General features: G+C 47.7%; 11 protein-coding genes. 8 read left to right on the top strand and 3 right to left on the bottom strand.

Annotated features, from left to right (window positions below):
* The first annotated feature begins 541 nt into the window (after positions 1 to 541).
* The 3 genes from ACN4EK_RS25895 (at position 542) to ACN4EK_RS25885 (ending at position 3471) form a co-directional block, all read left to right on the top strand.
* Entirely contained in the window at positions 542 to 2374 is a 1833-nt protein-coding gene (locus tag ACN4EK_RS25895) for a site-specific integrase (RefSeq protein ID WP_431661173.1), read from the top strand.
* 99 nt (positions 2375 to 2473) lie between these two features.
* A complete protein-coding gene (locus ACN4EK_RS25890; RefSeq protein WP_431661172.1) occupies positions 2474 to 3016 on the top strand; it encodes a hypothetical protein in 543 nt (180 codons plus the stop codon).
* 143 nt (positions 3017 to 3159) lie between these two features.
* Positions 3160 to 3471 (top strand): hypothetical protein, encoded by a 312-nt coding sequence (locus tag ACN4EK_RS25885; protein WP_431661171.1) that lies wholly within the window; start codon positions 3160 to 3162, stop codon positions 3469 to 3471.
* A 292-nt stretch (positions 3472 to 3763) separates the two neighbouring features.
* Here ACN4EK_RS25885 and ACN4EK_RS25880 read toward each other — a convergent pair whose 3' ends face one another.
* Positions 3764 to 4639 (bottom strand): hypothetical protein, encoded by an 876-nt coding sequence (locus tag ACN4EK_RS25880; RefSeq protein ID WP_431661170.1) that lies wholly within the window; start codon positions 4637 to 4639, stop codon positions 3764 to 3766.
* A gap of 890 nt (positions 4640 to 5529) precedes the next feature.
* Between ACN4EK_RS25880 and ACN4EK_RS25875 the strand changes: the two genes are divergently transcribed.
* Positions 5530 to 6096, top strand: coding sequence for a Uma2 family endonuclease (locus tag ACN4EK_RS25875; RefSeq protein ID WP_431661169.1), 567 nt, complete (start codon positions 5530 to 5532; stop codon positions 6094 to 6096).
* 81 nt (positions 6097 to 6177) lie between these two features.
* On the opposite strand, the gene ACN4EK_RS25870 is transcribed toward ACN4EK_RS25875, so the two are convergent.
* Positions 6178 to 6555 carry a hypothetical protein gene (locus tag ACN4EK_RS25870; RefSeq protein ID WP_431661168.1) on the bottom strand — a complete coding sequence of 126 codons (378 nt, stop codon included), beginning with the start codon at positions 6553 to 6555 and terminating at the stop codon, positions 6178 to 6180.
* 160 nt (positions 6556 to 6715) lie between these two features.
* A complete protein-coding gene (locus tag ACN4EK_RS25865; protein ID WP_431661203.1) occupies positions 6716 to 6997 on the bottom strand; it encodes a recombinase family protein in 282 nt (93 codons plus the stop codon).
* Between the two features lie 98 nt (positions 6998 to 7095).
* Between ACN4EK_RS25865 and ACN4EK_RS25860 the strand changes: the two genes are divergently transcribed.
* From ACN4EK_RS25860 to ACN4EK_RS25845, 4 genes are all read left to right on the top strand, one after another.
* The gene (locus ACN4EK_RS25860) at positions 7096 to 7437 is read left to right on the top strand and encodes a CU044_2847 family protein (RefSeq protein WP_431661167.1); all 342 of its coding nucleotides are present in this window, start codon (positions 7096 to 7098) and stop codon (positions 7435 to 7437) included.
* A gap of 14 nt (positions 7438 to 7451) precedes the next feature.
* Complete coding sequence (locus ACN4EK_RS25855) at positions 7452 to 9266, top strand: VMAP-C domain-containing protein (protein ID WP_431661166.1); 1815 nt, start codon at positions 7452 to 7454, stop codon at positions 9264 to 9266.
* Between the two features lie 56 nt (positions 9267 to 9322).
* Positions 9323 to 10351, top strand: a complete 1029-nt coding sequence (locus ACN4EK_RS25850; protein ID WP_431661165.1) for an AAA family ATPase — start codon at positions 9323 to 9325, stop codon at positions 10349 to 10351.
* Between the two features lie 12 nt (positions 10352 to 10363).
* Positions 10364 to 11317 (top strand): SAV_2336 N-terminal domain-related protein (locus ACN4EK_RS25845; RefSeq protein ID WP_431661164.1); only part of this gene is annotated, 954 nt, incomplete at its 3' end.

Below are 11317 nucleotides of genomic sequence, written 5' to 3'. Positions count from 1 at the left end.
GCTCACTCATTTCATGGCTCTAGCCAGTCTGAGCTTGGTATTTCTTCGGGGCATACCCCGAAGAAATTACTGTCTTTGGCAGTGAAGCAATTTCTGGGTGCGCATCTCTACACCTGCGCTACAAAAGCGATCGGCAATTGCTGACACAACCAGAAGTTTTCAAGCCAGTTTGTGACTGACGATCACAAAGACATTAAGTTATAAAAAATCTCCTCTATTTATCGTTGTGTTGGTCATCTTCTAAAGAGCAAATAACTCACTAATCTCGCTCTTATATAAGAGCAATTTCCAATATATAGCCCGACTTGCATATATAAGTTATTGGGTTATAGTGTATCTATAAAGCTTTTGCAGCAGCGCTTTTAGAGATTTCAGCTATTACTTGATACCCGCCAACATCGTGTTATAGTTAGCAGGAATTGCCGATTTTCTGATATATATTAGTATGTTGGTCATTAGAAGTTTCTGTTAGTAAATCAGGTCGTTTGCTCTTATATAAGAGCAACTCAAAATCACTCATTCCCTTGGAGGTATGTATTAGATGAAACCCCTCTCGATCGCAGATATTTTGGAGCAATATGAGGCATTTCTGCTCACCCAAAAACCGGAGACTCAGGCCAAAGCGATCGCGGCTCAGACGCTGACGGCGTTGACGCGCTACACCTTACCGGGTCTCGGACAGCCCTTTCCTCCAGGTCGCAAACCCACCCAAACAGAGTTAGCGGCAGCCTATGACTGCTTGACCCAGATATCCACCACCCGCATCGTAGACCTGCCAGACATCCAGGAGCAGGTGTTTGAGCAATTTGCGGTGCCGATGGCGTCACGCTACACCTACCGTAGCCGTCTCCATGCTCTGTTGCGGTGGGCCGCAGACCAGCTTTGGTATCCCAGTAATGTCGAGAAGTTGTCGCAGAATCTGGCACCGCGCAAGTATCACGGCTTTGGCAATACCAAAAATAAGGTGATTACGGAGCGGAAGCTCCTGCCTGCCTATGCCTTGAAGGAGGAAGACATTCCAGCTCCGTTGCACACTGAACTCCATGCGTTCTATGCCTTCTTTACCTCGCCGTTTTCCGCACACCGCAAGCATGATGCCTTGAAGCCGAGAACTGTCGCGACCTATGTGGAGCATATGCGGCGCATTTTTGGCTGGTTTCATTTCCATCAAGGCGTGGCCTTGGAGGACTTAACCTTGGCGCTACTGGTGCCTAAGGTGGCGCTGCGCCATTGTCCCCAGCGGGAGCAAGCCCTGTATGAGGCAGAGCAAGCGGCAGAGTATCTCCAGGACTGGGTCTGCCGTTATTTAGAGTTTTTGACAAACGAACGACACTACCGCAGTCATGCCAGTCTCATCCAAGCGTTAATTACGATTCATGCGTTGGTCCGGTTTCAATATGTGCGGGAAACGCAAGATGCCAAGTATAACGACATCCCCGCTATGCTAGCCATTCGCAGTCAGCTGCGCCCCTTACAACAAAAATCCTACTCAGACCCTCGGGTGGCCGATGAACGCAAGAAATGGTTGGAGTTATCTGAAGTGTTCGATCGCGTAGTCACTCCGTTACGCTATGAATGTGCCTGCCACAAAGCCAATGGGGAACTGCGCTCCATCACCGCGATCGCGCAATCCTTTCAGATTTTTCTACTGTGGGGGATGCTGACATTTCGTCCGCCCCGTCGCCAGCAAGAGTTTCGGGGCCTAAAGATAGCGTTATCTTGTCCAATCCAGAAACCACCGGGGCTGGTCGAGGGGCAGTGGATTCATCCGCTCCCACTAGACCGCCAGCAGGACAAATATTGTGGCTATCTTTACAAAGATGTGGATAATATCTGGTATGAAGATAAAATGCCAGAGAGCTACAAAACCGGGAAAACCTATGGCCATCAACGCTTAGCAGTTCCGAACCCCACGTTTCCCGATGGCAAATGCTTCTACGACTACTTGGAGGCCTTCTTATACGGATATTACCGCGATGCAGCAGGCAATTGGCAAAGCGGTGGGCAGGTGACCACGCCGAAGGCCGGATGGCAATGGCATAGTCTGCGCCTGGCTTTACACCCCAACCATAACTATGTGTTTTGCAAGCGCCTTCAAGGCACACCGCACGATACGGGTAGCCTCTACCGACTGATTCAAAATTCAGCTCACCGCCTGACTGGGCAGATGGTGACGCCGCACCTGTTACGCGATATTTATGCCACCTGGTTTTTAGACCAAGGCTACAGTGAGTCTAGTGTGCGATCGCTGGCCTATGCAATGGCGCATTCCCCGGAAATCCTCCGCCGCATCTATGATAAGCGTCAGCCCCAACAGAAAGTCCGCACCAGCCAGGAGAAAGTGTTGGAGCTGGTATCACAATATGTTGGGTAATCCGATGAAGGATGCTTCTCACAACATATCAATTCATGAATTCCACTATTGATGCACAGTTCGCTGGTCATAATGGAGCTACCCAAATCGGTGATTGAGATGAGCCCATCCTGTCAAAACCCAGACTGCCCCGATGGGGGAGGTGAGACCAACAATCTGACTCGGTATGGCAGAGACCGGGCGGGTCACCAACGCTATCGCTGTAAAACCTGTCAGCAAATCCAGACTGAGAAGACGGAGGTGCGGCCTGGAATGCGCCAAGCCTGGCAGAAGAAGCGGGTCCGGGTCGGGCATCAAAGTCGGCGAGGTGTGCCGGAACTATACGATGAACCGAAAACCGGAGTGTCCATGTCGCTTACCCCAACGGGGGTGAAGGGATTAGACCGCTTAGCTGCCGCCACCGGGCGATCGCGCAGTGAAGTCGTGGAATGGGTCGGGCGTCATAGCGATCGGTTGGAACCGTTCATCGGTGCTATGGCATCAGGTGAGCAGGTAAACAGCACTGCACCAACTCACTCTTGGTGCTTGATATTGCCAGAGGAGCTAACGGAACCGACTTCAGAGCCATTCCCATTTCATCAACTTGTTCAAGCAACGGCATCAGTTGCTGGCAAATTCCTAGAAATGCTACACAGTGCTTAAACAGAACAGCGGTTGTTTTGACCAAATTTACCCTTGTATCCAACCCTCATCAAGTTTCCCAACCATTGTTTAGAACGGTGATGTTAATCTAATCATTCAATTGATAAGTAGTAGTTAAGCAACTGTCATAAAGCGGAGAAATCATGGGGACTATCGTTAACTTTATCTGTCCTAGCTGTGGCTATACAGCGATGGTATCGGGTGGGCGTGATGTTGGGATGGAGGCAGTTGTCCAGACGATGACCTGTGAGGATTGCCAGACGCTAGTCGATGTTTTAATTGGGCGATTTGGTGAGGATGGTCCGACGGGGGATGCTGATTATGACCAAGACCTCAACCTCTGTCCCCAGTGCCGGGGAACACAGGTTCATCCCTGGCCTAGCCAGCAACCCTGTCCAAAATGTAGTGGCAGTATGATTGAAGATGAAAATGGTTTAACTATCGCCTGGGATTAGAAAAATGTTAGCTAGAGCAGTTTGTCTATCTATCGGTCAAACTTATAGATAGTTGCGTTGGAAATAATGGAATCAATAATCCTTAAAAAAGGATGGCAGGTGGCTGGTATTACATAGGATACGAGCGGGTTATTGGTATGGCTAACTGCACGATCACCATGTAATGTCTATTAAATGTCATTACTGAATATCAGCGTTTTAGTAATTCATATCATAATCTGATTCACTGTAGAGTTGTATCCACTGTGACAAGCCACACTGTCAATGAAATGACTCATTGAATGCAGCTTAGCTACCTCTTAGCGGACTTTCGATTGAATGATAATTCCTCCTCCTTGAGAAACTCTTGAACGTCTGGGGATTCAAACCACCCTGACAGTTGCTCTATCCGTTGTTGGAACTCTTGATATTGCTCAGGTTCAGCCTGGTCTAAACCAAGTCGTCGGTATTGTTCGGCACAAAGCTTGAGTGATAATAACTCATTGCGCCGACGGGATACGGTGTCTCGTCGTTGCCGTTGCCTACGTTGTGTAGCCACCTTTGGGGTACAACCAATGGTACCAACATTGAAAGGAATCGAGCGATTCATACCCAGGGTACAGGAAAATACCGCATCGTACAGCAGCTTGCAGGAGAACCCCTTGTGTTTAGGTAACGAATCAAATCCTTCACGCGCAATCCAAGTTTTCTCCAACTGCTCGTAAACCACTAAGGCTTTGGGAATATCAAAGTTGTGATAGGTCGCTCGCTGCCAAGGCTGACCAGTATGGTTGCTCGGACCCGCTTGTTTTTCATAGGTAAACAGCCCAAACATAGTGGATAATGCATCCCGAATGCGGCGAACACTACTGGCACTTGTGGTCGCCTTCGCACCCCAAAACGTATCAAGGAATTTCGCTGAATAAGTCACTGGCACGGTCAGCGAAATTGGCTCTAGCAAGTGATGGACACGGTCTGCACACACCTGAGTTCTCTTGGGAAATGCAGAAATAGCGAAGACATCTAGCTGCTTAGCGGCACAGTACAGGAGATTATTGAGAAAGCCCAAGGTGGCCAAGAGCTTGCCATTCGTCCAGCGCTGAACCTTCACAGCAATTTCTAGCTGGAGTCTAGCTAACTCGTCAGCAGGCGTTTCAGTCGGATGAACTGTAGCGGTGAAAATATCCATTGAAAGGGTGTAAATTTTCTATTTTGAGAGCATTGACTACACCTCAGCTCTCACTCAGACAACCAAATTTTAGTACAAAATTACTGATTTGAATCTAATTAAATCTATTGATGTGGGATGTTTAAAATGGACATTGGTGATAAAAGCATCTTTACCCTGAGTGAGTGTTTTTCCTAGATTTGATGGTTAGGAGTCTTATCCGATGTACATTTGCAACTCGCAACACTAATAAGGAAGAGAAATGCTTTTATCACCAAGTTAGATAGAGAGAGTTTGACAACATTATTAAGCGTAATAGAAGAAGTATCAGTATCACCTGCGCTCGCACCTCCCCTCGGGGAAAGCCGCGAATTTAATCTGTCTAGGAAATTAGAGGACAATGCTCACTGAGGAGCACCAGTTTTGTGAACAACTGTTCCCCCAACGACTTAAATTTCTCTTAACAGGTATGAAAAACAGGTGGTGATAGGGTAGAGCTAATGGCTCCGATTGACTCAGGACATCCATCCCGCTGACCACCAATTAGCATGAAGTGAGGATAGTAGGCCGCGTTAGTGTTCACAGGACCTGTCTGGCGATCGCACCATCCAGGACTGAACCTTTGACAAAATTTACGACAGAATGGACTTTGCACACTTTTTTCGTTTGAAAACTTGCCCGTAAATGGTCATTTTTGGGTATGTTTTCCCTAAATCAAGGAAAATTTTCTAGAAGTCCTGCTGGGTAAGATTTCGATGCGTCACATGGCACTTGGATGCAGCTTCGCTACCTTTATGCCAACTTAGGCCAAATCCTAAAATTTCTGCGCCACAAGGCTGTAATGCCTATATGATAATTCTTTATGTATCTCGGCTCAATGCCTAGAATAAAAGTAGCGTTGAGAAGGATTCATGATCGCGACACCCCATCTGCCTCAAATAACGGTGGAGGAATACCTGGACTGGGAACCTCGCCAAGAGATTCGGCATGAGTATTGGGATGGGGAAGTGATTGCCATGACCGGGGGCACGATTCCCCACAATGACATTGCCCTCAATCTCTATACGGCACTGCGTCCCCATGTACGGGTAAGAGGATGCCGGGTTAATGTTGCCGATGTCAAAGTCCAGGTCAGCCCCACGCTGTACTTCTACCCGGATCTGCTGGTCAGTTGTGATACTCGTGATCAAGCTGCGATGAAGCTGATTCAATTCCCCAAACTCATTGTCGAAGTGCTGTCTCCCAGTACGGCCAGCAGCGATCGAGGTGACAAGTTCCGCGCCTATCACAAGCTATCCAGTTTGCAGGAATATGTTTTGATTGATTCTGAAGCGGTCAGCGTCGAGTGTTATCGCCGTAGTGAACGTCGTCGCTGGATTTATGAACCCTACACAGAAGGCGACACTATTCTGTTGGAAAGTATTGAGTTTAGCTGTGCGATCGACCTGCTTTACGAAAATGTCACACTTACAGAGTAAGGGTTGCCAAATAGCTTTGTGACGTAAGGTGTGTTCGGAAATGCAAACACACCCCTGACAAACTCTTGTGCTGGATGCTTTCTAAGCTAAGCGGTCCAAACCACCCTCAAATAAATTGCGGATCGTATCCCCAAAATCAGCTCCATCTTTCGCTTTAGAAAGCTCATCAAAAATATCACCATCAGGTGGCTGTTTAGTTAACAACTCCCGTTGCAAGGTATAAAAATGCGTATATATCCCTTCGGTTTCAAGTTCAGCCGTAACAATGCGAAAGCCTTGCAAACCAAGGTAGTTCAAAAATTCATGCATTGTTTTGACTTTGGGCTTCAAACGCTTGCCATTAACGTAGAGATTCATAATTTCATTGGTCATTCCCCGCCCAAGCAGTTGAACTCGGATTTGAAGAAATTGATAGGCTTTTCTAATAGTTGTAGAACTTGGGGGCACTGTAGCAGTCATGTTCATTCTCCTTACTCAAAATCTAGGGCAGTTCATTAAAGTACATTCCGGCACACCAGGAAGTGCGTTGCATTTATAGCTTCAGCAGCGCTTATGGCAAAGTTACAAGCTCTCCCGTTAGATAGAGTGCCCCTTTGTTTTGAAAATCACACTACTTTACCTAGCGTTTCACTTTTTGGGTCTGCTGCGCTGTTAACTTCTGCCATCGTCCGCCTTTACGTCCTCTAGCTCTGGCCGCTTGCAATCCGGCTTGAGTCCGGTCTCGAATCAAGTTGCGTTCAAACTCCGCCAATGCGCTAAACAAATGGAAAATCAGGTTTCCACCGCCCGTCGTGTCAATATTCTCCTGCAACGAGCAAAAGCCAATCTTTCGGCGCTCCAGTTCTTCCACCAAGGGAATCAAGTCCTTGAGCGATCGCTCCAAGCAGTCTAGCTGCCGTATCCCTATACGCTAGTATTCAGCCGCTTTTGAGCCGATATGTGGTCGCAAAAGTATAATCGGGGCATCCTAGATGTGAGTTGCCCAAAAACCCAGTTGATATGAAAAAACAAGCGATCGCTGAATTCACCTTGGAAGATGGCACTAAAGCTTATTTCGAGATTCCGGAGCCAGATGCGGGAGAAGCTGTTGAAAATGTTGCTTTGGGAGAAGAAGTTTATAAAGTTGCAGCAGGTGCAGCGGGAACCTTTGAGCAGGCACTGGATAAGGTAAAGCCCGTAGCTAATACCGTGATTACCCGTCTAAAGGCTGGCTTAACAACACCTGCCGATGAAGTAGAGGTAAAGTTTGGCTTTAAGCTGACGGCTGACGCTGGGGTCTTGTTTACATCCGTAGGGAGTGAAGCCACCTTTGAAGTCACCTTGAAGTGGAAAGAGCAATAGGTTGAGCACAACGAATGTTTGACGAAGAACAAGAGGCAGCTTATAAAGCGAGTTTAGTCCGGTTTTATCAGGATAATAAAGTTATTGGCGCAGGATTGTATTTTAGTCGTGGATACATCCTAACTTGTGCCCATATTGTTACTCAAAGCTTAGGTTTAGGGAAAACACCGCAGGAAATTGCTACAGAGTCTGTGGCAGGAAAGCCCATCAAAATTGACTTTCCCTTCATAGCAAGGCAGCAGTTTCAGAATGCTGAAGTTGTTCCAGAAGTGTGGCAATTCAATCATGAAGACTTAGCAATTCTTAAAATTGTAGAAATTCCAGATGGTGCAAAACCCCTATCGTTTCCAGAATCCACTTACTACAGAGACAATCGATATCATGTTTGCGGATTTCCAAATGGACACCCTGATGGTATATGGTCTCAGGGAAAATTTCTGGGAGAACAGACTAAAGGTAGGGTTCAGATAGAGGATACTAAAACTCAAGGTGTTCCCATTGAGCCAGGATTTAGTGGTGCGCCGGTTTGGGATGAACAATTGGCAGGAATTGCTGGAATCACTGTTGCCCGTGATCGGGAGCGCGAGGCCGCTAAAGTGGGCCTTATGATTCCGTACCAAAGGATTAAACCTGTACTAGAGGCGATCGACCTATTCGAGCTACTGCTGCCCGCAGGAGAGAATTTTGCGCCTCATTGGCGCAATGCTTATCAATTCGTAAGACCTGAAATTTCTACAGAACCCTATCCATCAACACTTCAGGACACAATTCTACAAGTTCAGAATATGACTGGACAGGGTAGTAGTTATCGGGCGATCGAGCGATTTATTGGCTACTTAGCTCAGCCAGAGTTAGGACTCTCCATCCAGCTTAGCCTCCTTCAATGGTTACACGGACAGAGGATAGACGCACTGAAACTTGTGCAGGTAGTCCAACAAGAAGTAGTCGATCAACAAGCAAAGCGCACCTCTGCCATAGCTCCTCATTTAATTGTCTGGGTCAAGGCAGAGTTAAGCAGCAATAGCTATTCTGTACAAGCATATCTGATTCCAAACCGGGAGCAGTATGATTCTAGTGCTTGTATTGGTGTGAAAAAGCTCATGGATCTAGATTCATTAGCTGGTGAAGCACAACTAGAGGAGTTTTTGCAGGTCTGCATAGATCTGAGTGTGGAAGAGTTACCTCATGAAGAAGATGATTTCCCGTCATTGCAAGTAGAAGTTTTCTTACCTCGCCAGTATTTACGCTGGACAGTAGATCGATGGCATGTTCAAAAGAAAATGCCATCTAACCCTAAACCAAAATTAATCAGTTCTCGCTATAGCGTTATTTTGCGGTGCGCAGACCGCTTAGATAGAAGATTCTGTGACGTCCAGATGCAAAGGTTATGGAAGAAAAAGTGGAGCACCTTAAATTTGATAGAAGAACATCCTACTCTTCAGCGCTTGGCTTGTGGCAATAACAAAGATGGTGAGACCCTATACGATGAGCTGGATTCAGAACATATTCTAGGTTGGCAACAGCTTCAGCCACCCCCTTCTGTTTTAGAAGACCAAGCTTGTCACTTTTCGGTTTTGCTAGGTACAGGAACCTTTGTAGCAGTTTGGCTCCATCAGTTTTCACCCAATGTTGAGCGAGAATTTTATCAGCTTTTGAATAATTGTTTGACTGAACTACCTACTAAAGTGACTCATCTTAGAAAAGAAGCACATCAGCGACGTGATAAGAACACTCCTCACATCGGTGAGATGATTGGTTTTATCTGGGATGACCCAATCGTCGTGCCACCCAAGGCAACCCAGCCCCAAAGATTTAGAATGCCTGCTTAAACGGTAAATTCAGATGCATAATCTTCACCTCCTAGCTCTTACTTCCCCTAATCTTTATGAGTACCGATTGGCACATTTTCAAAGGACGGAATTCGGAACAACCGGGACAGCCCTATCAGCCGCGACCTGATGCCATTGATGACCTACCTGCTCCACCACGTTGGCGAGACTTCAGCAAACAAAATGCCGCTAATCCAGAACAGCGCATCACACGCAAGCAGCGGCGGGGAGCTACCTTTTATCCTAGTCAGCAAGAAGTTGAAATGGTCAATGCTGCGCTGTATCTACGGCGACCGCTGTTAGTAACCGGTAAACCAGGAACGGGGAAAACGTCATTAGCCTATGCGGTTGCCTATGAGTTGGGCCTGGGGGAAGTCTTGTATTGGCCCATTACTACTCGCACCACATTAAAAGATGGGCTGTACAGCTATGACGCGATCGGGCGGTTGCAGGATTTTCAGTTATCGAAAAAACAGGGTATTAAAAAGGAAGAGATTTTGGGTCGGATTGGCAAATACATTCGTCTGGGACCCCTCGGAACTGCCTTTTTAGCCGCCGATCGCCCCCGTATCTTGTTAATCGACGAAATCGATAAGAGCGACATCGACCTACCAAATGACCTGCTTCACATTTTTGAAGAAGGGGAGTTCAGTATTCCTGAGCTAGAGCGGATTGCCGATGAACAACCAGAAGTATCGGTACAGACAGCTTATCGGGATGACAGTGAACCCACCTATCAGGCGACCGTGAACATTGAGCGGGGGCGGGTGCGTTGCCAACAATTTCCCTTTGTCATCCTCACCAGTAATGCAGAGCGAGAGTTCCCACCAGCCTTCTTGCGGCGCTGCCTACGGCTAGATATTCAGCAGCCTGACCCCGATCGCCTGCGTCAAATTGTGGCAACTCAACTGGATGAGGAGCTAGCAAAGGAAGCTGAGGACTTAATTAATGATTTTTACAAACGGCGTGAGAGTGGCGGCGGCGATCGCGCGACCGACCAACTGCTGAATGCTGTGTATTTAATTACCCAGGAGAAAGCACCAGAGGGATTAGTCGAGAAGTTGTTTCGTTCTCTCGATAAGTAGGATGAAGCGGGTATGGCAAAATCTGAGCCGACTCACTCAATTCAGCGATTTGCCAGCCTACTACGAGAGGAATGGGCGAAGTTAGATGCTCGGCATCAGGCAAATCTGGATACAGAAGACTTGCTGGATATCTTGTGGTTAGCACACCACATTCAACCTGTAACCCAGACAATTTCACAAGACCAAGTAACAGATGCCGATGTAGTGACCCGCCAAGGACAAGAAACTGTATCTCCGCCTGCCAATCGAGACCCTAAAGTCCCTGTCTACACACCACCTCCCCCAACTGAAGCTGCTGCTGATAAACAACCTGGATTGGGGGCAGGCATACCGTTGCAAGTGCCCGCTGCTAAGGCACTACGATCGCAACTTGACCTGGCACGGGCATTACGTCCCCTGATGCGAAAAATTCCTTCTCCAACGCAGTGTTTTCTAGACGAAGAAGCCACTGTAGTCCAAATCGCTGAACAGGATGTATGGTCGCCAGTGTTAGTGCGTGCCCCGGAACGCTGGTTTGATTTGGCGATCGTGGTAGAAGACAGCCCTTCCCTGAAGTTGTGGGAGGACACCATTATCGAATTGCAGACTTTAGTAGAACAACAGGGAGCATTTCGCCAGATTCGCACCTGGGGCTTACAAGGTGACAAGAATGGGCCGATTCGGGTAGTCCCCAACTGGCAACCGACCGCTACAGTGCTATCATCTCGTCCTCCCAGTAGCTTATTAGACCCAACCGGTAGGCGGCTAATTTGGCTCGTGAGCGACTGTACATCCGAGTTGTGGGATTACCCCGCACTCTATAAAACCCTGGAGCAATGGGGGAAACATTCACCATTGGCGATCGTGCAACTGTTTCCCGAGCGGCTCTGGGATAGAACGGCGTTGGGACTTGGCAAGCCCATGTATCTATATGCTGCCACTCCTGGCGCGACTCAAGCCATGTTGAGTAGGGGAGCGGTGCCAGTG

The organism is Pantanalinema rosaneae CENA516 (genome assembly GCF_050753385.1).
GTDB lineage: Bacteria > Cyanobacteriota > Cyanobacteriia > Leptolyngbyales > Leptolyngbyaceae > Pantanalinema > Pantanalinema rosaneae.
Note: the sequence above shows the minus strand (reverse complement) of the source record. Positions and strands in the feature narration are given on the sequence as shown.

Coding starts and splice junctions, on each gene's coding strand:
- ACN4EK_RS25895 (WP_431661173.1), top strand. CDS start 542: ATGAAACCCCTCTCGATCGCAGATATTTTGGAGCAATATGAGGCATTT.
- ACN4EK_RS25890 (WP_431661172.1), top strand. CDS start 2,474: ATGAGCCCATCCTGTCAAAACCCAGACTGCCCCGATGGGGGAGGTGAG.
- ACN4EK_RS25885 (WP_431661171.1), top strand. CDS start 3,160: ATGGGGACTATCGTTAACTTTATCTGTCCTAGCTGTGGCTATACAGCG.
- ACN4EK_RS25880 (WP_431661170.1), bottom strand. CDS start 4,639: ATGGATATTTTCACCGCTACAGTTCATCCGACTGAAACGCCTGCTGAC.
- ACN4EK_RS25875 (WP_431661169.1), top strand. CDS start 5,530: ATGATCGCGACACCCCATCTGCCTCAAATAACGGTGGAGGAATACCTG.
- ACN4EK_RS25870 (WP_431661168.1), bottom strand. CDS start 6,555: ATGACTGCTACAGTGCCCCCAAGTTCTACAACTATTAGAAAAGCCTAT.
- ACN4EK_RS25860 (WP_431661167.1), top strand. CDS start 7,096: ATGAAAAAACAAGCGATCGCTGAATTCACCTTGGAAGATGGCACTAAA.
- ACN4EK_RS25855 (WP_431661166.1), top strand. CDS start 7,452: ATGTTTGACGAAGAACAAGAGGCAGCTTATAAAGCGAGTTTAGTCCGG.
- ACN4EK_RS25850 (WP_431661165.1), top strand. CDS start 9,323: ATGAGTACCGATTGGCACATTTTCAAAGGACGGAATTCGGAACAACCG.